Annotated in this window: 20 protein-coding genes; 10 read left to right on the top strand and 10 right to left on the bottom strand. The window is 59.7% G+C overall.

Translation table 11 applies throughout. The features are described from left to right. The first annotated feature begins 440 nt into the window (after positions 1-440). Positions 441-2,024, top strand: coding sequence for a TerC family protein (locus AWX27_RS09675; protein ID WP_060421430.1), 1,584 nt, complete (start codon positions 441-443; stop codon positions 2,022-2,024). 31 nt (positions 2,025-2,055) lie between these two features. Here the strand turns inward: AWX27_RS09675 and dcuC are convergent, their stop codons facing one another. The 4 genes from dcuC to udk form a co-directional block, all read right to left on the bottom strand. Continuing rightward, positions 2,056-3,408 (bottom strand): anaerobic C4-dicarboxylate transporter DcuC, encoded by a 1,353-nt coding sequence (gene dcuC / locus AWX27_RS09670; RefSeq protein WP_060421426.1) that lies wholly within the window; start codon positions 3,406-3,408, stop codon positions 2,056-2,058. A gap of 175 nt (positions 3,409-3,583) precedes the next feature. Further along, entirely contained in the window at positions 3,584-5,416 is a 1,833-nt protein-coding gene (gene asmA / locus AWX27_RS09665) for an outer membrane assembly protein AsmA (protein WP_060421423.1), read from the bottom strand. 44 nt (positions 5,417-5,460) lie between these two features. Next, positions 5,461-6,042, bottom strand: coding sequence for a dCTP deaminase (gene dcd, locus AWX27_RS09660; RefSeq protein WP_019454407.1), 582 nt, complete (start codon positions 6,040-6,042; stop codon positions 5,461-5,463). Between the two features lie 125 nt (positions 6,043-6,167). Beyond that, positions 6,168-6,809 (bottom strand): uridine kinase, encoded by a 642-nt coding sequence (udk, locus tag AWX27_RS09655; RefSeq protein WP_004938922.1) that lies wholly within the window; start codon positions 6,807-6,809, stop codon positions 6,168-6,170. Between the two features lie 231 nt (positions 6,810-7,040). Here udk and AWX27_RS09650 point away from each other — a divergent pair, with 231 nt between their 5' ends. Further along, entirely contained in the window at positions 7,041-7,670 is a 630-nt protein-coding gene (locus tag AWX27_RS09650) for a phosphatase PAP2 family protein (RefSeq protein ID WP_060421419.1), read from the top strand. A 45-nt stretch (positions 7,671-7,715) separates the two neighbouring features. On the opposite strand, the gene apbC is transcribed toward AWX27_RS09650, so the two are convergent. Next, a complete protein-coding gene (apbC, locus tag AWX27_RS09645; protein WP_038880999.1) occupies positions 7,716-8,828 on the bottom strand; it encodes an iron-sulfur cluster carrier protein ApbC in 1,113 nt (370 codons plus the stop codon). Positions 8,829-8,987: 159 nt separating this feature from the next. Here apbC and metG point away from each other — a divergent pair, with 159 nt between their 5' ends. The 8 genes from metG to sanA all read left to right on the top strand — a co-directional run bounded on the left by metG (position 8,988) and on the right by sanA (position 18,740). After that, on the top strand, positions 8,988-11,015 hold the full coding sequence (metG, locus tag AWX27_RS09640; protein WP_060421416.1) for a methionine--tRNA ligase: 2,028 nt from the start codon (positions 8,988-8,990) through the stop codon (positions 11,013-11,015). A 222-nt stretch (positions 11,016-11,237) separates the two neighbouring features. Further along, complete coding sequence (locus AWX27_RS09635; RefSeq protein ID WP_060421413.1) at positions 11,238-12,305, top strand: sugar ABC transporter substrate-binding protein; 1,068 nt, start codon at positions 11,238-11,240, stop codon at positions 12,303-12,305. 131 nt (positions 12,306-12,436) lie between these two features. After that, positions 12,437-13,648: an MFS transporter gene (locus AWX27_RS09630; RefSeq protein ID WP_060421411.1), complete on the top strand. Its 1,212-nt coding sequence runs from the start codon at positions 12,437-12,439 to the stop codon at positions 13,646-13,648. A gap of 138 nt (positions 13,649-13,786) precedes the next feature. Further along, positions 13,787-14,194 (top strand): CidA/LrgA family protein, encoded by a 408-nt coding sequence (locus AWX27_RS09625; RefSeq protein WP_060421408.1) that lies wholly within the window; start codon positions 13,787-13,789, stop codon positions 14,192-14,194. Beyond that, complete coding sequence (locus AWX27_RS09620) at positions 14,191-14,886, top strand: CidB/LrgB family autolysis modulator (RefSeq protein ID WP_019454415.1); 696 nt, start codon at positions 14,191-14,193, stop codon at positions 14,884-14,886. The genes AWX27_RS09625 and AWX27_RS09620 overlap by 4 nt, the downstream gene beginning before the upstream one ends. 137 nt (positions 14,887-15,023) lie before the next feature. Then, complete coding sequence (gene cdd, locus AWX27_RS09615; protein WP_060421403.1) at positions 15,024-15,908, top strand: cytidine deaminase; 885 nt, start codon at positions 15,024-15,026, stop codon at positions 15,906-15,908. A 221-nt stretch (positions 15,909-16,129) separates the two neighbouring features. Continuing rightward, entirely contained in the window at positions 16,130-17,827 is a 1,698-nt protein-coding gene (locus AWX27_RS09610; protein ID WP_004938945.1) for an NAD-dependent malic enzyme, read from the top strand. A gap of 169 nt (positions 17,828-17,996) precedes the next feature. Continuing rightward, a complete protein-coding gene (gene sanA / locus AWX27_RS09605; protein WP_004938948.1) occupies positions 17,997-18,740 on the top strand; it encodes an outer membrane permeability protein SanA in 744 nt (247 codons plus the stop codon). A gap of 64 nt (positions 18,741-18,804) precedes the next feature. On the opposite strand, the gene mglC is transcribed toward sanA, so the two are convergent. From mglC to yeiB, 5 genes are all read right to left on the bottom strand, one after another. Further along, positions 18,805-19,815: a galactose/methyl galactoside ABC transporter permease MglC gene (gene mglC, locus AWX27_RS09600; RefSeq protein ID WP_004938953.1), complete on the bottom strand. Its 1,011-nt coding sequence runs from the start codon at positions 19,813-19,815 to the stop codon at positions 18,805-18,807. Between the two features lie 11 nt (positions 19,816-19,826). Continuing rightward, complete coding sequence (gene mglA / locus AWX27_RS09595; RefSeq protein WP_033637724.1) at positions 19,827-21,335, bottom strand: galactose/methyl galactoside ABC transporter ATP-binding protein MglA; 1,509 nt, start codon at positions 21,333-21,335, stop codon at positions 19,827-19,829. A gap of 99 nt (positions 21,336-21,434) precedes the next feature. After that, positions 21,435-22,427, bottom strand: a complete 993-nt coding sequence (mglB, locus tag AWX27_RS09590) for a galactose/glucose ABC transporter substrate-binding protein MglB (RefSeq protein ID WP_038880978.1) — start codon at positions 22,425-22,427, stop codon at positions 21,435-21,437. Positions 22,428-22,691: 264 nt separating this feature from the next. Further along, positions 22,692-23,729 (bottom strand): HTH-type transcriptional regulator GalS, encoded by a 1,038-nt coding sequence (galS, locus tag AWX27_RS09585; RefSeq protein WP_038880975.1) that lies wholly within the window; start codon positions 23,727-23,729, stop codon positions 22,692-22,694. 126 nt (positions 23,730-23,855) lie between these two features. Continuing rightward, the gene (yeiB, locus tag AWX27_RS09580) at positions 23,856-25,028 is read right to left on the bottom strand and encodes a DUF418 domain-containing protein YeiB (RefSeq protein ID WP_060421397.1); all 1,173 of its coding nucleotides are present in this window, start codon (positions 25,026-25,028) and stop codon (positions 23,856-23,858) included. Between the last annotated feature and the right edge of the window lie 14 nt (positions 25,029-25,042).

Below are 25,042 nucleotides of genomic sequence, written 5' to 3'. Positions count from 1 at the left end.
CAAAAAATTGGGTCTTTTTATAACCAGATGTTATTGTTCCCCCCCATTTCATGGTTAAGATTCTTATACTATTGTTCTAACGACACAAGTCTAAGATCCCCCCTGTGAGTCCTTTTCAGAATAAGACTACTATGGGTTTACCGAGCAATTAAGTGTAGCTGTGAAAAACGTGCATAACACCTTGATTTTAAAAAATATAGTTATGACTACTTTATCGACAAACTCCGTACACGGCGCCAAAATCGTTATTGTCATCGATCGGCTTGACTTTGCCACGCTGAGGCGCCTACCTGAACCTACCCATTGTTTCCCCCTCAATCGCGGGCGGGGAAACCGTGTAAACATGTGGATTTCACTGTTTTAAAGTTGAATTTTGCCGCCTCAGCGCCCATCATTCCCCTGCGGCATAAGCCGTAGAACTTACAGGTGAAATTGGGCGTATGGAATGGATCGCTGATCCAACAATTTGGGCCGGCCTGGCCACCTTGGTCGTGCTGGAAATCGTTCTGGGTATAGACAACCTTGTCTTCATCGCCATTCTGGCGGATAAACTACCAAAACAACAAAGAGATAAGGCTCGAGTCGTCGGCCTGCTGCTGGCGTTGGTGATGCGTCTGGCGCTGCTCGCCTCCATCTCGTGGCTGGCGACGCTGACCAAACCGATGTTCATCGTTGCGGAGCACCCCTTCAGCGGCCGCGATCTGATCATGCTGGTCGGCGGGATATTCCTGCTGTTCAAAGCCACCATGGAGCTGAACGAGCGGCTGGAAGGCAAGGATGAAGAGCAGCACGGCACACGCAAAGGCGCGCGTTTCTGGCCGGTAGTGGCGCAGATCGTGGTGCTGGATGCCGTTTTCTCGCTCGACTCGGTGATCACCGCAGTCGGCATGGTCGACCACCTGGCGGTGATGATGATCGCGGTGTGTATCGCCATCGGCCTGATGCTGCTGGCCAGCAAGCCGCTGACGCGCTTCGTCAACGCTCACCCGACTATCGTTATCCTGTGCCTGAGCTTCCTGCTGATGATCGGCTTCAGCCTGGTGGCGGAAGGCTTCGGCTACCACATTCCGAAAGGTTACCTCTACGCGGCGATCGGCTTCTCGGTGATGATCGAAGCATTGAACCAACTGGCACAGTTCAACCGCCGGCGCTTCCTGTCGAAGGTGCGGCCACTGCGCGAGCGCACCGCCGAGGCGGTACTGCGCATGCTGAGTGGTAAACACGAAGAAGCGGAGGTCGACAGCCACTCCGCCAACCTGCTGGCGGACAGCGACAGCGAAAACGGCGAGATCTTCAATCAACAAGAGCGGCGCATGATCGAACGCGTGCTGGGCATGGCGCAGCGCACAGTCAGCAGCATCATGACTTCGCGTCACGACGTCGAATACCTCGAGCTGAACGATCCGCAGGAAAAACTGACGCAATTGCTGGAGCGTAATCAGCACACGCGCATCGTGGTGGTGGAAAGCAGCGCCAGCGACGAACCGCTGGGCGTTATCCATACTATCGACGTCCTCAAACAGCAGTTGGCGCAGGCGCCGTTGGATCTGCGCGCGCTGATACGCCAACCGCTGATCTTCCCGGAACAGCTCACGCTGTTAAGCGCCCTGGAACAGTTCCGCCAGGCGCAGACGCACTTTGCCTTTGTGGTCGACGAGTTCGGTTCCGTCGAAGGTATCGTCACCCTGACGGACGTGATGGAAACCATCGCCGGCAATCTGCCGGAGGCCGGCGAAGAGGTGGACGCACGCCATGACATTCAGCAAAACGAAGACGGCAGCTGGATTGCCAACGGCTATATGCCGCTGGAAGATCTGGTGCTGTACCTGCCGATGCCGCTGGAAGAAAAACGCGAATACCACACGCTGGCGGGGCTGCTGATGGAACACAGCCAGCGTGTGCCGCAAGAAGGCGAGCAAATCAAGATCGGTGACTATCTGTTCGAACCGCTGGAGGTTAACAGCCACCGCATTCTGAAAGTGAAGATCACCCCGCCTCCCCCACCGGAGGACTACGAGGTTTAGCATTGAGGCCGGGCATCGCCCGGCCTTTCTTTTACTGGGGAACCAACAGCTCGGTCGCCACGATCACCACCACCAACCCGACAATCACCGGCACCGAAGTGCGTTTCACCACCTCGAACGGCGAGATTTTCGCCATGCCGGAAACCGCCACCACCACGCCGGAGACCGGCGACAGCGTGCGGCCAAGGTTAGACGCCTGCAGCATCGGGATCACCAGATAGGCCGGATTCACGCCCATCTGCGCCGCCAGTTTCGGGATCAGTTCGACAAACGCATAGAACGGCGCATTGCCGGAACCGGTAGTCATGGCCGCCAGCATGGTGATCACCACCAGCACCAACATCATGATCAAACCGCCGGTGCCGAACGACTGTGCCAGCCCGATCAAGCCGCTGATAAAGCCAACGGTGCTCAGCCCCTGCGCGAATACACCCGCGGCCACCAGCAGCATCACCACGCTGGCGAAAGCGTCCGCCATGCCGCGATAGGCCACTTCCAGGCCGCTGAATACCTGTTTGGCGCTGAAACTGCGCACAAACTCGATCACGGCCGCCAACAGTATGCACCCGACCAGTACAGTAATGATATGCAGCTCCGGCCCCCATTTTCCGTCGAAAATCAGCACGCCGAGGATCGGCGTAAACGGCAAAATCGCATAGAACCCCGGCGCGTGGGTGTTGATTTCGCTGACGTCCATGATGTGATGCTGTTCATTGTTCTTTTTGTCGAGATAGCGCTGCCAGAAAAAGTGCGCCACGGCCATGCAGACGATGGCGGCAATCGAGATCGGCAGCGTGGTTTTGAACGCGAAGTCCACCAGCGGCATCTCCGCCGCCTTGGCCGCCAACACCACGTCGCCAGAGGTCGGCGCCAGAATAATCGCCGCCGGCGAAGCGCAAATAGCCGCCGCCGCGCCACGGCTGATGCCGACGTTCACCATCAACGGGAACAGCGTCGCCATCAACAGCACGCCGAGGCCGGTAGCGGAAGAGACCGCCAATGACATCAGGCAAGCGACAAAGTATGCCGCCACCATCAGCAGATAAGGCGAATTGATCATCTGCAACGGGCGCGAGGCCAGCTTGACGACCACGTCGTTAGCGCCGATATGCGTCATGTAGGCGGCGAAACCGCACAGCATCATGATCATCATGCCGAGATCGCCGCCGCGGCTCATCAGCAGGATCTTGACGTATTCGATGATATCGGTCGCGCGCCAGCCGGTAGAGGCCGCGCCGGACGGCAACAGCGTTTTCCCCATCAGGGCGCTGATACCGAGCAGCAGTAACCCGCCCACCATCAAGACGCCGGTGGCGGAATACCCTTTGATGATGTAACGGCCCACGCCCGCCGCCACTACGGCGCCAATAAGAAGCTCTATCATGTTTCCTCAACTCGTCATGTTTTCGCGCTCAGGCGCATAGTCATAGCAGAACAGTCCCTTACTCTGCACAAACTGCGCGCGAGTCTTCATGACCTTCATCAAGGTAACGGAGAGAAATTATCGCGGGAAACATCGAGATTGACGCGGGCCACAATGCGACCCGCGTCAGAGGAGATTACAGCTTGTCGAGCAGCTTCTTCAGATCCTGGCCTTCGCGCGAATCCTTGTTCTTTTCAGCCCATTTGTTCAACGCATCCTTGGCCCGATCCTGCAGCGTTTTGCGCAGCACTTGATCGACCTGCAGTTGATAATTCAGCTGTTGCCAAGGCCCATAGACCCGCAGCGGGATCGGCGTTTTTTGCAGTTGCTCAATCAGCTCGCCGCGCCCTTGCCAACCGCCGGTGACGCGCACGTTGAGCGCCATGTCGCACTGTTTGCCCGGCATATCGATGCTGCCGGCGCCGGTCAGCGCCAGCAAAGGCGAATCCGCCGTCAGGCCGCTGAGTTTGACCGTGCCCTGACTCAGGCTGGCCTGCGCCGAGACGCTTTTGACTTCGGTATAGCGCTGATAGCTGTCTTGCCCACGTACGCTGTTATCATTACGCGCCACCGCCTGCTGAATCAGCTGCTGAATATTCAGGCCGTGCAGCTGCGCATCCTGCATCGCAAGCTGCGCCGTACCGCGCCAGCGGCGCTCAAATGCCTGTGAAGAGAGGCGATCGCCGGTCAGATCCCCTTTCATGCTGAACTTGCCGGTGAGCATCTGCGGCATATCGAATGCCTTGAGCACCGTGCCGAGCTCAACCTGATTCAGCACCGGTTGTACGCTTATCACCGGTTTATTGCCGCGCGCGTCGAGCGTTCCCGGCAAGGAGAAATCTCCGCCGGCCAATTGCCCGGCAAGCTTGTGCAACGTCAGCAGGCCGCGTTGGTTGTCCGCCGTAACGGCCAACTGGGTAACGTTCATACCGCGATAGGTTACCTGTGCCGCCTGCAGGTTCAACTGTGCAGTGAAATCGCGCAGCGCCTCCAGGTTTTGCTGCCGATCGTCAACCTGGCTGGCGATCACCGGCGCGGAAGTCACGGCGGGCTGCTCGGCGGTCGTGGTGCTGGATTGCCAGCCGGAAAGCGCGTCAAGATCGAGGTTTGCCGAATTGAGGTTCACCACATAGCCGGGCACTGCCCCCAGCGTGGCGCTGATATCGCCGGTCAACTGACTGTTATTGGCGCTGACGTTCAGCTGGCTGACGGCAATCTGCGCCGGCGTCTGCTGATAGACCACCTGCGCATTCCCCTCTCCCTGAATACCGCCGTTCAGAATATCCGCGCCCGCCAGTTGGTAATTGAACTGGGTCACTTTGGCGCCAATCTGGCGTGGGAACTGCTGCAGATCGACATCGGCCGCCATGCTGAAGGTCAGGTCACGCTGATCGCGGTTGACCCGGCTGGAAAGTTCCAGCTGCGCCTGGCGTTTTTGCGTTTGTTGCAGGGTGAGGTTGATATCCCGAACATTGATTTGTTCGTTATCGGCACGCTGCCAAATCAGCAGGCTGTCCACCACCCGAAGGTTATCGATATCGAACTTCCAGGCCGCGTCTGCCGCGTCAGTACCGCTACCGGCGGGTGCGATCGGGGCATCCACCTGCGAGTGCTCTTCGCTGTCGGGCGTGAGGCGGATAACCGCGTTTTTCAGCATCACCTGCTTCACAAACAGCTGATGCGACAGCAGCGGCAACAGTTTGACATCGAGGCGCATGTTTTCCGCACTCACCACCGGCGCTTTGGCACCCGGTGCGGTTAGCGTCATGCGGCCGGCCAAAATGCTGAGCTGCGGCCAGATGTGCCACCGCAGGTCGCCTTCGAGCGTCAGCTGGTAGCCGCTCTTCTGCTCGACTTTTTTGACCATGTAGCCGCGAAAATCATTCGGATTGACCAGCAGTACCAGCGCGGACATCCCCGCCACCACGACCACCAGTAAAATCGCCAATGTCGTCAGTAATCTTCTCATGCCACCCTCTTGTCAGCGCCACACCGACGGTGCATCCCGCGCCGTTAGTCCTTGTCGATTCGACTGGCTACTGCGCCCTGCTGATCGCGATATTTTGCGTCCTGGCGGCTGTTGTATGGCCGGGCCGCCGGGCCGGACAACGGCTCAAAGCTCAAGGCGCCAATCAGCATCCCCGGCCGCAGCGCCAGCGGCAGCTTGCCGGAGTTGTAGAACTCCAGCACGATGCGCCCATGCCAGCCCGGATCGATACGGTGCGCGGTCACGTGCACCATCAGCCCCAGGCGCGCCAAAGAAGAACGGCCGTCGAGCCAACCGACCAGATCGTCCGGCAACGTCACGGATTCGAACGTCACCGCCAGGGCCAGCTCGCCGGGATGGAGGAAGAACGCCTCGCCTTCCGGCAGGACAATCTCGTCGCTCATCACGCGATCCAGCGCGGCGCTGACTTCGTCTTTCGGCCCGCTAAGATCGATAAAAGGCGCGGTATGGCCACTGAACACGCGGAACTGATTGCCCAAACGGACATCTACTGTGGCCCCGTTGATGCGTTCGAGCGGCGGGCGCGGGGAAATCACCAGTTTCTCGCTATCCAGCCAGGCTTCTATATCGCGGTCGCACAGTCTCATGTCTTTCTTCTCCATCAAAACGCGTCACTAAACAAAAATTGCCACACAACGGGCGAAAGGTCTACGCCGGGGTGCAAATAGTTGGCCACCGGCCGGAAATGCACATTTCCGGCCATTAAGCGGCATTATTCAAAGAATTGGCTGATTTTGGCTTTCAGAATATCGATCGCGATGCGGTTCTTGCCGCCGCGCGGGACGATGATATCGGCGTATTGTTTGGAAGGTTCGATAAACTGCAGGAACATCGGGCGCACGGTCTTCTGGTATTGCGCCATCACCGAATCCATCGAGCGGCCGCGCTCGTTGACGTCGCGCTTCATGCGGCGCATCAGGCAGATATCCAGCGGCGTGTCGACGAAGATCGAGAAGTTCATCTCCTGGCGCAGGCGGATATCCGTCAGCAGCAAAATCCCTTCCAGAATAATCACTTTTTTAGGTTCGAGATGGACGGTTTCTTTCTTGCGCGTGTGTTCGGTGTAGCTGTACAGCGGCAGTTCAATCGCCTTGCCGGCCTTCAGCATCTGCAGATGCTGGAACAGCAGGTTGTGATCCATGGCGCTCGGGTGGTCATAGTTGGTTTTGACCCGTTCTTCCATGGTCAGGTGAGTCTGGTCTTTATAGTAACTGTCTTCTGGAATAACGCCGATGTGCTCATCGCCGACCTGCTCGCGGAGTTCGCGGTACAACGTGCTGGCAATAAGGCTTTTTCCGGAGGCAGATGCGCCAGCTATACCAATAATGACGCACTGATGCGGATTGTCAGTCATAAAATTAAAGACCTGATTTCGTAATGTGAAGGGGGGAACTAAAACGCGACAATTATAGGGAGTCGTCGGGGTTTGCGCCACTGTATATTGCGCGACGGCGGGCGAATTCGGGCTGTCTCGTCTTATCGGCACTGCAGCATTTTAAGAATCTCACGGCTAGGGCAACGCGCGGTAACAAGATACACTCCTGCGCTGACTTATGCTCCCCGTGGCCCTTCATCGGAGATTGATGTGCTGGATTGGTATTTTTTGACTTTTTTCGGCGACAGCATGCTGCTGCTGCCCTGCGCGCTGATTCTGTTTTTATTGCTGCTCACGTCTTCCGCCACCCGCGCGGCAGGCTGGCAGTGGGCGCTGACCTTCGGCTTCACCGGCGGGCTGGTCTGCCTGTCCAAACTGGCCTTTATGGGCTGGGGCATCGGCAGCGAGCGCTATGATTTCACCGGATTCAGCGGCCATTCGGCCCTCGCGGCCAGCATCTGGCCGCCGCTGCTCTGGGCGTTGACCGGCCGATTTTCCCATCCGGTGCGCAGCCTCGCGCTGTTGACCGGGTGGATATTGCCTTTCACCATCGGCGTGTCGCGGCTGGAAATTCGCGTTCACTCGGTATCCGAGGTGATCAGCGGGCTAATTTTAGGCTACCTGGCCAGCGCACTGTTCCTGTGGCTGCAGCAGAGCAAAACGCGCCCGCACCTCTCCTGGCCGCAATTCGTCATCGCGCTGGCCTTGCCGTTGGCACTGATGGGACAGCGTCAGCCGGCCCCCACCCAGGGGTTGCTGGAACATATCGCCAAAACGCTGGCGCAAATCGAACGTCCTTATACCCGCGCGGATTTGCACAACCCTGCTCGCATCCCATAAAAAAACCCGGCGTTTAAGCCGGGCTCGTGCATTGCCATAGGCAGATTACAGCGCGCGGAAAGCAATCTCCGTCGGGATTGCCTCGCCCTGCCAATACATCTGCGCGGCCACGCGGCCGGCGAGCTGGCGATACATCTCGGCGAATTCGCTGTCCGGGCGGCTGATCACCGTCGGCGTACCGCGATCCAGGTCTTCGCGCAGCGAGATATGCAGCGGCATCTGCCCCAGCAGACGGCTGTGGTATTTCTGCACCAGCTTCTCAGCGCCACCGGTGCCGAAGATCGGCTCATGGTGACCGCAGTTGCTGCAGATGTGCACGCTCATGTTCTCCACGATGCCCAGCACCGGCACATGCACTTTCTCGAACATCACGATACCCTTGGCGGCATCCAGCAAAGCGATATCCTGCGGGGTGGTAACCACCAGCGCGCCGGTCACCGGAATGTTCTGCGACAGCGTCAGCTGGATGTCGCCGGTGCCCGGCGGCATGTCCAGCACCAGGTAATCCAGATCCGGCCACAGCGTATCCTGCAGCAGCTGCATCAGCGCCTTGCTGGCCATCGGGCCGCGCCACACCATGGCGTTATCGTCGGTCACCAGGTAACCGATGGAGTTGGTCGCCAGGCCGTGCGCCACGATCGGCGCCATGTGCTGACCGTCCGGCGAGGTCGGCCGCTCATGTTCGGTACCCAGCATGTTGGGGATCGACGGGCCGTAAATGTCGGCGTCCAGAATACCGACCTTGGCCCCTTCGGCGGCCAGCGCCAGCGCCAGGTTGACGGCGGTGCTGGATTTCCCCACCCCGCCTTTGCCGGAGCTGACGGCGACGATGTTGCGCACGCCTTTGATGCCGGCCTGGCCGTTGGCGCGTTTCAGCGTCGTGATGTCGTGTTTCAGCTTCCAGTCGATGGCGGAAGCGCCGGTCACACGCAGCAATTCGGGGCCGACGCTCGCCTGCAGCGCTTCAAAACCGCTCTGCCAGGCAAACGGCATCGTCAGTTCGATATGCAGCACATCGTCCAGCAACGCGCAGTGATGAATGGCCTTCAATGCGGTCAGGTTGTTTTTCAACGTCGGGTGTTCAAAGGCGGCCAGTACACCGGTCACCAGGGCGCGCAGAACTTCGGGGTTGGTCTGCTCAGGGGATTTTGCGTTCATCCCGGCTCCTTGATTTTGAATGAGTAGCTTCCGGCTAAGCATATCAGAACTGCGCTGCCGCTGGCGCATATAACCTGCAAGAAACCGCCCTAGCAGCGAAGGGCGCGATCGGTTAACATCGAAGGCCCTTTTATTCATTACAGAAAGCAAGTTCTCACTATGGCTCAAGTCGCGAAAAAATTATTGGTGACGTGCGCGCTACCGTACGCAAATGGTTCCATCCATCTCGGCCACATGCTCGAGCACATCCAGGCGGATATCTGGGTGCGTTACCAACGAATGCGCGGCCACGAAGTGCATTTCATCTGCGCGGACGACGCGCACGGCACGCCGATCATGCTGAAAGCGCAGCAGCTGGGCGTGAAACCGGAAGAAATGATCGCGGAGATGAGCCAGGAGCACCAACAGGATTTCGCCGGCTTTGGCATCAGCTATGACAACTACCATTCGACCCATAGCGATGAAAACCGTGAGCTGTCCACCCTGATTTACAGCCGCCTGAAAGAAAACGGTTTTATCAAGAACCGCACCATTTCTCAGCTGTACGATCCGGAGAAAGGCATGTTCCTGCCGGACCGTTTCGTGAAGGGCACCTGCCCGAAATGCAAATCGCCGGATCAATACGGCGATAACTGCGAAGTGTGCGGCGCCACCTACAGCCCGACGGAACTGATCGATCCGAAGTCCGTGGTTTCCGGCGCGACGCCGGTGATGCGCGACTCCGAGCACTTCTTCTTCGACCTGCCGGCCTTCAGCGAAATGCTGCAGGCGTGGACGCGCTCCGGCGCGCTGCAAGAGCAGGTGGCGAACAAGATGCAGGAGTGGTTCGAATCGGGCCTGCAGCAGTGGGACATCTCCCGCGATGCGCCTTACTTCGGCTTCGAGATCCCGGGTGCGCCGGGTAAATACTTCTACGTCTGGCTGGACGCGCCGATCGGCTACATGGGCTCCTTCAAGAACCTGTGCGACAAGCGCGGCGATCTGGACTTCGACGAGTTCTGGCGCAAAGATTCCACCACCGAGCTGTATCACTTTATCGGCAAGGACATCGTCTACTTCCACAGCCTGTTCTGGCCGGCGATGCTGGAAGGCAGCAACTTCCGCAAACCGACCAACCTGTTCGTGCACGGCTACGTGACGGTGAACGGCGCCAAAATGTCCAAATCGCGCGGCACCTTCATCAAGGCCGGCACCTACCTGCAGCATCTGGACGCCGACTGCCTGCGCTATTACTACGCCGCCAAGCTCTCTTCACGCATTGATGATATCGATCTCAATCTGGAAGACTTCGTGCAGCGCGTAAACGCCGACATCGTCAACAAGGTGGTGAACCTGGCGTCACGTAACGCCGGCTTTATCAACAAACGCTTCGGCGGCAAGCTGGCCGACAGCCTGGCCGATCCGGCGCTGTACCAGACCTTCGTCGACGCGGCGCAGAGCATCGCCGAAGCTTACGCCGGCCGCGAGTTCAGCCGCGCGATCCGCGAAATCATGGCGCTGGCCGATCTGGCCAACCGCTACGTGGATGAGCAGGCACCTTGGGTGGTGGCGAAGGAAGAAGGCCGCGACGCCGATCTGCAGGCCATCTGCTCGATGGGCATCAACCTGTTCCGCGTGCTGATGACTTACCTGAAGCCGGTGCTGCCTTCGCTGACCGAACGCGCCGAAGCGTTCCTCAACGCCGAGCTGAGCTGGGACGCAATCCCGCAGCCGCTGCTGGGCCACCAGGTGAACGCATTCAAAGCGCTGTTCAACCGCATCGATCTGGACAAGGTCAGCGAAATGGTCAACGCCTCGAAAGAAGACATGGCCGCCGCCAAGCCGGTGACCGGTCCATTGGCCGATGATCCTATTCAGGAAACCATCACCTTTGACGACTTCGCCAAGGTGGACATGCGCATCGCCCTGATCAAAAGCGCCGACTTTGTCGAAGGCTCCGACAAACTGCTGAAGCTGCAGTTGGATCTGGGCGGCGAATCACGCCAGATCTTCTCCGGCATTCGCTCCGCTTATCCGGATCCGAAAACGCTGGAAGGCCGCCTGACCATCATGGTCGCTAACCTGGCGCCGCGCAAAATGCGCTTCGGCGTTTCGGAAGGCATGGTGATGGCAGCGGGCCCCGGCGGGAAAGAGATCTTCCTGCTGAGCCCGGACAGCGGCGCGCAGCCTGGTATGCAGGTCAAGTAACCGCGCCGGCGCGTTACATCAAGGGTCGAGCTTGCTCGGCCCTTTTTTAATGCCTCAAACCCGACGTTATAAACAGTAAGAAAAAGTCATAACCGCTCTGATTCCCTCGCCTGCCGCATCTCGCTATGATGCTCCGCAACAACAAATAGACGTCCAGACAGAAAGACTGCTATAACAGACCTTCACCGGGACCGTTTACCCGCTTTTTTGGAGCCTATAATAATGAGAAATCTCAAGACTTCGCTGCTCGCCCTCAGCCTGCTGGCCGCCCTGCCGCTGCAGGCGGCAGAAAACGCCGCCGTGCCGGCCGCCATCGCTCAGCATCAGGGGCCGGTGCGCATCGCGGTGATCCGCAACCTCGGATCCGACGACAACACCACGCAATTTTTGGCGGGCGCCATTCAGGAAGGACGCAAGCTGGGCTTCAAGGTGGACACCTTCCTCAGCAACGGCGACGACGCGCGCTTCCAGGACTTCGTCAACCAGGCTATCAGCCAGAAATATGACGGCATCATTCTCTCGCAGGGGCGAGCCCCCTATTCCACCGAGTTGGTCAAACGCATCGCGGCGGCCGGCATCGCCGTCGCGGCTTTCGATACCGACGTCAGCGGCAGCGTTCCCGGCGTCACCGTCTCGCAGCAGGACGACGCTTCGCTGGCCAACGCCTCCTTCGGCCAGCTGGTGAAGGATTTCAACGGCCAGGCCAACATCATCAAACTCTGGGTAGCCGGCTTCCCGCCGATGGAACGCCGCCAGGCCGCCTATCAGCAGCTGCTGAAACAGCATCCGGGCATTCACGAGCTGGAATCGATCGGCGCGGTCTCCTCCGACGTACAGGGCGATACCGCCAATAAAGTGGGCGCGGTGCTGGCGAAATACCCGAAAGGCAAGATCGACGCCATCTGGGGCACCTGGGACGCCTTCACCCAGGGCGCTTACAAGGCATTGAAAGAGAACGGCCGCACCGAGATCAAGCTGTACAGCATCGATATCTCCAACCAGGACTTACAACTGATGCGCGAAGCCGGCAGCCCGTGGCAGGTCAGCGTGGCGGTGGATCCGAAACTTATCGGTGCAGTCAACCTGCGCCTGGTGGCCAACAAGATTGCCGGTGAAAGCACGCCGGACAGCTATCAGTTCAAAGCGACGGTCATTCCGCAGGCGCTGTTGCTGGCGCAGCCGGGGCCGGTCAACGTCGCCGGGCTGGCGAAGATCATCCCCGGCTGGGGCAGCAGCAGCGACTTCGTGCAGCCGTGGTTCGCCACGCTGCAGGCCGAACACGGTAAATAATGCTGTTTTTGACGAGGCTGCCGACGCAGCCTCTGTTTTTAAACTAATTTTCGGCTTTCCCCTTCCGTCCTCGCCAAAATACGCTATGTTATCTGCATTGCCCAATAACTGTATGCATACACAGGCTTCGAATGAAGGGATTCCCCTCGCTGATTAACATGCTGCTGGCCAGTTCGCTGGTGTTGACCATCGGCCGCGGCGTGACGCTGCCGTTCATTACCATCTATCTCACCGAGCATTTCCATCTGCTGCCGAAGAGCGTGGGCGTGATCCTGGGCGTAAGCCTGACCCTCGGCATCCTTGCCAGCCTGTACGGCGGCTATCTGGTGGACAAATTCAGCAAGAACCGCCTGATCCTGCTGTCGATTTTATTGTTTGCGCTGAGCTTCTTCGCCCTTCCCTGGATCCCGCGCCCCGGCGGCGTGATCGTGGTGCTGGCGATCCTGCATACCTGTTATTCGGTGCTGAGCATCACCATTAAGGCCTGCTTCGCCGACTGGCTGCCGGTCGAGCAGCGCATCAAGGCTTTTTCAATCAACTACACGCTGGTCAACGTCGGCTGGGCGATCGGTTCTGCGCTCGGCGTTCTGGTGGCCGGGCTTAGCCCACTGCTGCCGTTTTACCTGTCGGGTGGGTTGGCGCTGGCGACGGTGGCGACGCTAAGCCTGCGCTTGCGCGGTCGGGAACAGCGCGCAACGCTAGCCGCCGCCCCCGCGGCGCTCCCCAACTTCCGCCAGACGGTGACTATCCTGCGTAGCGATCGGCGGCTGATCTACTTCACTCTCGGCAGTACCCTGGGCGCCGTCGTGTTCGGTCAGTTCACCGGCTATCTGTCGCAGTACCTGATCACCGTCTCCAGCGCCGAGTTCGCCTACAAAATCATCGGGCTGGTGATGATCGTCAACGCCAGCATCGTCATCGCCCTGCAATACCTGCTCAGCCGCGGCATGCGTCAGGAAAACATGCTGCGCTGGCTGGCGCTGGGCACGCTGTTTTTCATCGTCGGGCTGCTCGGTTTTATGGTGGCCGGCCAGACGGTCTGGCTGTGGCTGGCGGCGATGGCGGTGTTTACCCTCGGCGAAATCATCGTTATCCCGGTGGAATACATGTTCATCGACTTTATCGCGCCGCCGCACCTGAAAGGCAGCTACTATGGGGTACAGAACCTCAGCGCGCTGGGCGGCGCCATCAACCCGGTGCTGTGCGGGGTGCTGCTCAGCTATGCTGCGCCGCCGTTGATGTTCGTGATGCTGATCGTCGCCGCGCTGCTCAGCCTGCTGTTTTTCTTCCTCGGCCACCGGCTGGCGGAACACGCGGCGGCAACCGCCGAAGACACGCGCTGAAACCACGCGTACCGGCGATTGCGGGCTGTCAACCCGCCGAACGGGCATGGCATCCATAGCGAGAATTCATGGTGCGATCTGTGGCATGGCTCACAGTTTAATTGTATGATGAATGCATCGGTTAAACGGGAAAAGACAATGGCCAACGTGCTCACACTGTGCTGGAAATACCTGAGAGCCCTGCTCCTCATCTACCTTTGTCTGTTCGTCGGCAACGCAGTGGCGGCGCTGCTGCCGTTCGCCATTCCCGGCAGCATCCTCGGCATGCTGCTGCTGTTCGCCCTGCTCTCTACCCAGATCCTGCCGGCCAAATGGGTTAAACCCGGCTGCCATTTGCTGATCCGCTACATGGTGCTGCTGTTCGTGCCGATCGGCGTCGGGGTGATGAAATACTACGACCAGATCGTCGCGCATCTGGGCCCACTGGTTATCTCTTGCCTCATCAGCACGCTGATGGTGCTGGTGGTGGTCGGCTATACCTCACACTATTTTCACCGCGAGCGCCGCATCGCCGGTAAGCCCGATGACACGGAGGGCAACCCATGATCCATGAAATCTGGTGGTCGCTGCCGCTGACGCTGGCGGTCTATTTCGCCGCGCGCTGGCTGGCGCGCAAGCTGAACATGCCGCTGCTCAACCCGCTGCTGGTTTCCATGGCGGTGATCATCCCGCTGCTGCTGCTCACCGGCATCCCCTATGAGCGCTACTTTCAGGGCAGCAAAATCCTCAACGATCTGCTGCAGCCGGCGGTCGTCGCGCTGGCCTTCCCGCTGTATGAACAGCTGCACCAGATCCGCGCACGCTGGAAGTCGATTATCGCGGTGTGCTTCATCGGCAGCCTGACCGCCATGATCAGCGGCGGCGCCATCGCCCTGTGGCTAGGCGCCACGCCGGAAATCGCCGCCTCTATCCTGCCGAAATCGGTCACTACGCCGATCGCCATGGCCGTCGCGGACTCGCTCGGCGGCATTCCGGCGATCAGCGCGGTCTGCGTCATTTTCGTCGGTATCCTCGGCGCCGTGTTCGGCCATACGCTGTTCAACCTGTTGAAAATCACCACCCACTCGGCGCGCGGTCTGGCGATGGGTACCGCATCCCACGCTCTGGGCACCGCACGCTGCGCGGAGATGGACTACCAGGAAGGCGCTTTCGGCTCGCTGGCGCTGGTGATCTGCGGCATCATCACCTCGCTGCTGGCACCGTTCCTGTTCCCGGTGCTGCTGCACCTGTTTGGTTGAACAGGGTGAAACATGCGATACATCTCGCATTTATGTATCTCATTGCATTAATTTCACCAATTAAGAGACATTAATCACACTTTAATGTCTCTGGCCTGCCTAGAATGTTATCCCGTTAACCTGTAGAGAGACTTTCTATGCATCCGCGTTTTCACACCGCGTTCAGCGCACTGCCTGCGACACTGCAATCCGCCCTGCGGCCCTATCTGGACGCGCCTGACTTTCCGGCGATGTTCACGGCCGAGCAAGCTGCGGCGATCCGCACAGGCTGCGGGTTGGACGATGACGCGCTGGCATTCGCGCTGCTGCCGCTGGCGGCGGCCTGCTCGTTAACCCCGATATCGCACTTCCACGTCGGCGCCATCGCACGCGGGCAAAGTGGCAACCTCTATTTCGGCGCCAATATGGAATTCAGCGGCGCACCGCTGCAGCAAACCGTGCATGCGGAACAGTGCGCGGTTACCCATGCCTGGCTGCGCGGCGAGCCGGCGCTGGCCTCGGTCACCGTCAACTACACGCCGTGCGGCCACTGCCGTCAGTTTATGAATGAACTGAACAGCGGCGGCGAACTGCAGATCCGTCTGCCGGGCCGCGCGCCGGCCACGCTGGCGGACTATCTGCCGGACGCCTTCGGCCCGAAAGATCTGGATATCGCTTCGCTGCTGATGGACAAGGTCGATCACGGCCATCGGTTGGCGCTGGACGATGCGCTGACGCAGGCGGCGCTGGCGGCGGCCAATCAGAGCCACGCACCGTACAGCAACGCCCACAGCGGCGTGGCGCTGGAAACGCAGGACGGTAACCTCTACGCCGGCCGCTATGCAGAAAACGCCGCCTTCAACCCGAGCCTGCCGCCGCTGCAGGCCGCGCTGATCCTGCTGAACCTCTCCGGCGGCGATTGCCTGAACATCCGCCGCGCCGTGCTGGTCGAACCGCAAGAGGCAATCCTCAGCCAGTGGGACGCCACCCGCGCCACGCTGGCGGCACTGGGCTGCCAAAACGTCAGCCGCGCCGCGTTCTAAGCGCACCACGGCGGAGCCATCCGGTTCCGCCGCTAACAGCCCCGCCCGCCAAATACAATGCCCCAACGCCGCCAGAGAGACTTTCTTTAGTTAAAAAATCATTTGATTGTCGATAATTACGCCAACCTGGTTCATCATCTGGCAACAAATGCTGTACATCTTCTCTTTATCTCTTAGGATCGTCGGCAATAAAGTTATCTGATACGTGAAGAGTAAAACTGATGGAACTAGAATACGAAAGCAAACGCCCGCTCTACATCCCTTACGCCGGCCCGATTCTGCTGGAATTTCCGCTGCTGAACAAAGGCAGCGCTTTCACCGAGGAAGAACGTAGCCACTTCAACCTGCACGGCCTGCTGCCGGAAGCGGTGGAAACCATCGAAGAACAGGTGGAACGCGCCTACCGTCAGTACCAGGATTTCAAGAACGACAACGACAAGCACATCTACCTGCGCAACATCCAGGACACCAACGAAACCCTGTTCTACCGCCTGCTGGACTCGCACCTGAGCGAGATGATGCCGATCATCTACACCCCGACCGTCGGCGAGGCCTGCGAACACTTCTCCGATATCTATCGCCGCGCGCGCGGGCTGTTCATCTCCTACCCGAACCGCGATCGCATCGATGACATGCTGCAAAACGCCACCAAGCAGAACGTCAAGGTGATCGTGGTCACCGACGGCGAGCGTATCCTCGGCCTAGGCGACCAGGGCATCGGCGGCATGGGCATCCCCATCGGCAAGCTGTCGCTGTACACCGCCTGCGGCGGCATCAGCCCGGCCTACACGCTACCGGTGGTGCTGGACGTCGGCACCAACAACCCGCAGCGCCTCAACGATCCGCTGTACATGGGCTGGCGCCATCCGCGCATCTCCGGCGAGGAGTACCACGCCTTCGTCGAAGAGTTTATTCAGGCGGTCAAACGCCGCTGGCCGAACGTGCTGCTGCAGTTCGAAGACTTTGCGCAGAACAACGCCACCCCGCTGTTGAACCGCTATCGCGACGAGATCTGCTGCTTCAACGATGACATCCAGGGCACCGCCGCGGTCACCCTCGGCAGCCTGATCGCCGCCAGCCGCGCCGCCGGCAGCCAGCTGCGCGATCAGACAGTCACCTTCCTCGGCGCCGGTTCCGCCGGCTGCGGCATCGCCGAGCAAATCATCGCGCAGATGAAGTCCGAAGGCTTGAGCGAAGACGAAGCGCGCGCCCGCGTATTCATGGTCGACCGCTTCGGCCTGCTGACCGACAAACTGCCGAACCTGCTCGATTTCCAGAGCAAGCTGGTACAGAAGAGCGACAACCTGGCCGGTTGGGAAACCGCCAGCGACGCCATCTCGCTGCTGGACGTGGTGCGCAACGCCAAGCCGACCATTCTGATCGGGGTGTCCGGCCAGCCGGGGCTGTTTACCGAAGAGCTGATCCGCGAGATGCACAAGCACTGCGAACGCCCTATCGTGATGCCGCTGTCCAACCCGACCTCGCGCGTGGAAGCCCGCCCGGAAGACATCATCAACTGGACCGACGGCGCCGCCCTGGTGGCGACCGGCAGCCCGTTCGCGCCGGTGAGCTATAAAGAGCAGCTGTACCCGATCGCCCAGTGCAACAACTCCTACATCTTCCCGGGGATTGGCCTCGGCGTGCTGGCCTCCGGCGCCACCCGCGTCACCGACGCCATGCTGATGGCCGCCAGCCGCGCACTGGCGGACTGTTCGCCGCTGGCCACCGACGGCCACGGCGCACTGCTGCCGAATATCGACGATATTCAGGGCGTGTCGAAGTGCATCGCCATGGAAGTGGGTAAAGCGGCGCAGCTGCAGGGCGTGGCGATCGTCACCTCCGAAGACGCGCTGTCGAAAGCCATCGAGCACAACTTCTGGCGGCCGCAGTACCGCAGCTACAAGCGCACCTCGTTCTAACTGGCGCGCTAAATTGACCCAGCCCGGCTCCGCCGGGCTTTTTTGTGCGACAAAACCGCCTAAAAATGCGGCGTTGCGCGTGCTTCAGGCGGTTCGCGTCTTGCGTCGATCGGTCAGGTAAAGTAGCCTTGATCCATCTTTTTCAGCCCGGCGCGCGTAAGGCAACAACATGTGGAAACGCCTGATCATCAGCCTGTTCATCATCATTGCGGTGTTGATGGGTTCGGCTATTGCGCTGGATCGCTGGATCAGCTGGAAAACCGCGCCTTACGTCTACGACGAACTGCAGGAATTGCCGCACCGCCAGGTCGGCGTGGTGCTCGGCACCGCCAAGTATTACCGCACCGGGGTGATCAACCAGTACTACCGTTACCGCATTCAGGGGGCGATCAACGCCTATAACAGCGGCAAGGTGAAATACCTGCTGCTGAGCGGCGACAACGCCCAGCAAAGCTATAACGAGCCGATGACCATGCGTCGCGATCTGATCGCCGCCGGCGTGGCGCCGAGCGATATCGTGCTGGACTACGCCGGTTTCCGTACCCTGGACTCCATCGTGCGCACCCGCAAGGTGTTCGACACCAACGATTTCATCATCATCACCCAGCGCTTCCACTGCGAGCGCGCGCTGTTCATCGCCCTGCACATGGGCATTCAGGCGCAGTGCTACGCGGTGCCGTCGCCGAAAGACATGATGACGGTGCGCGCCCGCGAGATCTTCGCTCGCCTGGGCGCGCTGACCGATCTGTACATCCTCAAGCGCGAACCGCGCTTCCTTGGCCCGCTGATCCCGATCTCCGCCATGCACACCGTGCCGGAAGACGCCCAGGGCTATCCCGCAGTTTCACCGGAACAGTTGGTGGAGCTGGAGCACAAGCTGAAAGAAGAGAAGCAGAAAGCCAAACAGCCCTGACGCGGCAAACGCCCAAAACAAAGGCCGGCAATAGGCCGGCCTTGTGGTCTGCGAGGTGATAAATCTACTTCTTCTTGGCGTATTTCAACGAATCCAGCGCCACGGCGAAGATGATGATGCTGCCCTTGATGATGTACTGCCAGTACGGGTTGATGCCGATATAGGTCAGGCCGTAGTTGATGACGGTGAAGATGATCACCCCGGTCACCACGCCCCACACCGTACCCACCCCGCCGGCGAAGGAGACCCCCCCCACCACGCAGGCGGCGATGGCATCCAGCTCGTACATAAAGCCGAGGTTATTGGTGGCGCTGCCGATGCGCCCCGCTTCCAGCAGGCCGCCGAAGGCGTAGAACACGCCGGACAGCGCATAGATCATGATCAGGTTCAACGGCACGTTGACCCCGGACACCTTGGCCGCTTCCGGGTTGCCGCCGATGGCGAAGATGTTCTTGCCGAAGCGGGTCTTGGTCCACAGGATCCAGACGAATATGATGGCGATCAGCGCATAGAAGGTAATGTACGACAGCTTAAAGTCGCCGAAGCGCAAGAAGCCTTGGGCAAAGGTGGAAAACTTCGGATCGAAGCCCGCGACCGGCGAAGCGCCGACCGAATCGTAATACAGCGAGTTGATGCCGTAGACGATGATCATGGTGCCCAGCGTAGTGATGAACGGTGTCACATTGAGATAGGCGATAATCAGGCCGTTAACCAGGCCGATCACCGCGCCGACCGCACACACCAGCAGGATGACCAGGGGAATCGACCAGGTTTCCATGTGCGGGAACACCTTGTTGACGTTATCCATCGACTGCAGCAGCGTGGCCGCCACCACCGCCGCCAGCCCCACCTGCCGCCCGGCGGACAGGTCGGTGCCCTGGGTCACGATCAGCCCCGCCACGCCCAGCGCGATGATGATGCGCACCGAAGACTGCGTCAGGATGTTACTCAGGTTCATCAGGCTGAGGAAAGTCGGATCCTGAATGATGATGATGGCCAGCAGCACCAGCAACACCACGTAAATGCCGCCTTCCTTGAAATAGGTAAATAAGGTTTTTTTATTTAGCGCGTTCATAATTCCGATCCTTAAAGGTGCAGGGAGGCGAGACGTAAGATTTCATTTTGCGAGGTCTGTTTGGTGTTAACGATGCCCGCAACCTGACCATTGCTCATCACCAAAATACGGTCGGTGATCCCCAAAAGCTCCGGCATTTCGGACGAGACGATAATGATCCCCTTGCCCTTCTTCGCCAGTTCGGTCATCAGCTGATAAATCTCGAACTTGGCGCCCACGTCGATGCCGCGCGTCGGTTCATCCAGCATCAGGATCTCCGGCTGCGTCAGTAGCCAACGGCCGATGATCACCTTCTGCTGATTGCCGCCGGACAGTGAGCCGATATGGGTGTGATGCCCCGGCGTTTTCACCCGCATGGCGTCGATCACCCACTGGGTGTCGCTCTTCATCCGCGCGTTATCCAGCAGGCCGAGCTTGTTTTTATAATTGCGGATATTGGAGATCAGCGAGTTGAAGCCCACGTCGAGGTAGGCATAAATCCCGGTGGAACGGCGTTCTTCGGTCACCAGCGCAAAACCGTGGTTGATGGCTTCGTTGGCGCTGTGGTTATCGATCGCTTTACCGTGCAGCTTGATAGTGCCCGCCACCTTTTCGCGAATGCCGAACAGCGTCTCGACGATATCGGTGCGTTTGGCGCCCACCAGCCCGGCGATGCCGAGGATCTCGCCCTGATGCAGATCGAAGGACACATCGCGGATCGAGGGCTGGCGCAGCGACGTCAGGTTCTTCACCTCAAGGATCACCTCACCCGGCGTGTTCTGCCTGTCGGGGAAGCGCTGGCTGAGCGAGCGGCCGACCATCATGGCGATGATCTTGTCCATATCCAGCCCTTCCAGCGGCTGGGTGGCGATCCACTGGCCGTCGCGCAGCACCGTTATCTCATCGCACAGCTGGAAGATCTCTTCCATCTTGTGCGAGATATAGACGATGCCGCAGCCCCGCTCTTTCAGCTTGCGGATGATGGTGAACAGGTGATTGACCTCTTTTTCCGTCAGCGAAGAGGTCGGTTCATCCATGATGACGATTTTGGCGTCGTAGGAGAACGCCTTGGCGATCTCGATCATCTGCATCTGCGACACCGACAGGTTGCCCACCTTTTCGCGCGGGTTGATGTCGATATCCAGCTCGTCGAAGATCGCCTGGGTGTCTTTGAGCATTTTTTCCTGATCGACGAACAGGCCTTTGGTCGGGTAGCGCCCCAGCCACATGTTGTCCATCACGGTGCGCTGCAGCACCAGGTTCAGCTCCTGGTGCACCATGGAAACGCCGTGCTCCAGCGCTTCTTTCGAACTCTTGAAATCGATCTCCCGGCCCTGAAACACAATGCTGCCGCTGTCTTTTTTGTAAATGCCGAACAGGCATTTCAGCAACGTCGATTTCCCCGCGCCGTTCTCCCCCATCAGGGCGTGAATCGAGTGCGGGCGGACGCGTAAATTGACATTGTCCAAGGCTTTGACGCCGGGAAATGACTTACAGATATCCGTCATTTCCAGCAGAAATTCGCGTGAGCTATCGGCCATAAATACACCTGGCTTAACGATCTTGCAGTCGTAAACATCCCCGCCGGCGGTATTCCTGGTGTTGGCGCCGCAGGCGGGGTCTTAGCGGGATCTCAATTCTTATTTAACAAACTGAGACAGGTTGTCTTTATCTACGCCGACGTAAGGAATACGCACGACTTTATTTTCGATTTTATATTGGGTGCCTTCGGTGGCCGGTTTGCCCGCCGCCAGGTTCTTCGCCAGCTCGAAGGTGGCTTTCGCCTGGTTGTCGGCGTCGTTCAGCACCGTGCCCGCCATCGCGCCGGATTTCACCAGCGCCAGCGCTTCAGGCAACGCATCGACGCCAAACACCGGGATACTGGTCTTGTTGTGCGCTTTCAGCGCTTCCACCGCGCCCATTGCCATGGCGTCGTTGTTGGCGATCACCACTTCGATCTTGTTGGCGTTCGGGCCGGAGAGCCAGGCGTCCATCTTGTCCTTCGCCTGCGCAGTATCCCACATCGCGGTATCCATCTGCAGTTGCTGGGTCTTGATGCCTTTTTCGTTCAGCGTTTTCACCACGTAGGTGGTGCGCGCTTCGGCATCCGGGTGGCCCGGTTCGCCCTTCAGCAGCACATACTGGATCTGGCCGTCTTTGTTCAGATCCCAGGCCGGATTGGCTTTCCAGTGTTTGGCGATCAGCTCGCCCTGGATCACGCCGGATTCTTTGGAATCGGTGCCGACGTAATACGCCTTGTCGTAGCTGTCCAACGCCTTGCGGGAAGGTTCTTTGTTGTAGAACACCACCGGGATATCGTTTGCGCGCGCCTTATCGATAACCACCGGCGCTGCGGCCGGGTCGACCAGGTTGATCGCCAGCGCTTTCACGCCCTTGGCCAGCAGCACGTCGATCTGATCGTTCTGCTTGGACTGGTCGTTCTGCGAGTCATTCATCAGCAGGGTGACGTCCGGTGAAGCCTTGGCGTCTTTCTCAATAGCCTTGCGCACCACCGACATGAAGTTGTCGTCGTACTTGTAAATCGTGACGCCAATACGGGTGTCAGCATGGGCTGCGGCGCCAAACATCATGGCTGCGGCCATGGCGGCCAGGGTGAAAACCTTCTTATTCATTGTCAGTCTCCGGTTCTGTGTAGGGTATTACTCGTCTTTGAGCCAATGGTCACCGGCAGTGCGCACACCCCAGGCCAGGCGATTTCCACTCAACACCTGTCGTCCGTGGATCTTGTTATTTCCGAGAAATGCTGTGTCAGCGCGAGGTAAAGGTTGCAGCGGCAAGGGCCTTTGCGCCAGAAAACGCCTAGAGCATAGACGGCGCGATGTTAATATTCTGTGAATTTTCTCACAGATTGAAAACGGTTACACAAGATTAAATCGTCAGAGAGTGACCGTCGCCTCACTTTGCCAGGGGGCGACAGAATGGCGCCGTACCAGCGTCGGCATGAACAGATGAGCGGCCTGCGGCTCCGCCAGGCCTGCTGCGCCCTGCAACGCCAGCTCGGTCGCCAGCGTGGCCATCGAGACGATCGGATAGCGCACCGTGGTGAGCTTGGGGCTGGTGTAACGCGCGATGGGGATGTCGTCGAAGCCGATCAGCGAGAAATGCTGCGGCACTGTGATACCGTTTTCTTTCAGCACCGCCATGGCGCCGGCGGCCATGGCGTCGTTGTAGGCGAACACCGCGCTCAGCTGCAGGTTACGCCCCAGCAGTTCCACCATCGCCGCCTCGCCGCCCTGCAGATCCGGCGAACCGTAGGCGCGCCAGTTGTCGGGCGTGGCCAGCCCGGCGGCGGCCATCGCCTGCGCATAGCCCTGCTGGCGCAGCGGCCCGTCTTCGATCGGGTGATTGGAGCCCAGATAGCCGATGCGCCGATGGCCCTGCGACAGCAAAAGACGCATCGCCATTTCCGCGCCGCAGACGTTATCCAGCCCGACGCAGCGCGGCTCATAGCCGGGGATAATCCGGTTGATCAGCACCATGCCCGGCACCTGCTCCAGAAAGCCGATCAGCTCGGCGTCGCTCAGGGCTTTGGCATGGACAATCAGGGCATTACAGCGCTGGCGGATCAGCACTTCGATCGCGTGGCGCTCTTTGTCCGCCTGATGATAGCTGTTGCCGATCAGCAGGTATTTGTGGTGTTTCTGCGCCACCGTGTCTACCGCTTTCACCAGCGCGCCGAAGAACGGGTCGGAGACGTCCATCACCACCACGCCCAGGGTATCGCTGCTTTGGGTCGCCAGCGCCTGCGCGTTGGCGTTGGGGCGATAGCCCAGCTCCGCCACCGCCTGCAGCACCTGCTCGCGCGTCTCCTTGCTGGTCAGCGCGCTGTGGTTCAGCACGCGGGAGACGGTCGCCACGGAGACCCCGGCGCGTTTCGCCACGTCGCGAATGGTGATCGGATGAACTGGAGGCATGCGGGATCCTGAAATCGGGGTAGTGGCCGGTGGCGCTATCCTACCCCGATTGGCCCGCTGCTCGCGTGAATTACGTCACAGGAAAGAAAACGTTTACATACATTTTTTTAACCTGCCGGCTGGCGCTCACTTCAGCGCTTTGGGTTCCGCTGCGCCGGCGGCCAGCTGCGTCAGCTTGCGCCACAGCCACTCCATCGGCCCCTGAGCGAAGTAACGCAGCCACAGTGCGGAAAACGCCAGGTTGGCCAGCCAGACCAGCGGCACGAACGCCAACAGCTGCAGCCGGTCGAACTGCGCATAGAGACCGAAGCGATAAAACAGCGTGGTGCAGATCAGCGTTTGCAGCAGGTAGTTGCTCAGCGCCATGCGCCCCACCAGGGTCAGCCAGTGGGCGATGCGCATGCGCGACAGCGCGGGCCAGAAACCGTAGCACAGCGCCAGATAGCCCATCGCCTGCAGCGGGGCGCCCAGCTCACGCGGTACCTGCAGCAGGAAACCACTCCAGCGATAGTCCCAGTGGACCTGCCATTGCAGCGCCACCGCCGGCAGCTGGATCAGCACTGAAAGCGGCAGCAGCCACGCCGCCTGTCGCAGGTAATAACCGGAGGAATAACTGCCGCGCAGCCAGCCGCTGCGCATCAGCCCGGCGCCGAACAGCATCAGCCCCGCCAGCTCCCAGCCATACTGCGCGCCGATGGCCAACAGGCTGGACGAGAGCAGATCGGCGCGGCTGCGCCAGGCTTCGAAACCGCCCTGCAGCTTCCAGAACTTCTCGTACTGCAGCTCCGCCACGCCCGGCTGCCAGAAGCTGCCCGGCTCACCGTGCGAAACGAAGCCGAGCAGCAGCAGCACCGCTACGCCGATCAGATAGAGCACCACGCCGGTTTTCAGCAGCTGGAAGGTTTCTTTGGCTTCGCGGATCATGCGCCAGCACACCAGGCCGATCAGCCCATAGGCCAGCAGAATATCGCCGTCCCACAGGAAGATGGCGTGCGCGAGGCCGAACAGCACCAGCCACGACAGCCGCGCGCGGATCCAGCTTTTGCCGCGCCGCAGCAGCATTTGCAGCCCGGCGCCGAACAACAGCGCGAACATCGCCAGGAACTTGGCCTGGGCGAAGAGATCGAGCAGCGCCCAGGTCCAGGCGTCGCGCGACGACGGCATGCCCAGATAGGCCGGGTTGAGATAGGCGGCCTTCGGCAAGCCGAAGGCGCTGATGTTCAGCAATAAAATGCCGAGAATGGCGATGCCGCGCACGCAGTCCAGCGTGGCGATGCGCGGCAGAGGGTGACTGTTCATTTTTTATCGCTGTC

This window comes from Serratia sp. 2880STDY5682894 (assembly GCF_001537385.1).
Lineage (GTDB): Bacteria > Pseudomonadota > Gammaproteobacteria > Enterobacterales > Enterobacteriaceae > Serratia > Serratia nevei.
Note: the sequence above shows the minus strand (reverse complement) of the source record. Positions and strands in the feature narration are given on the sequence as shown.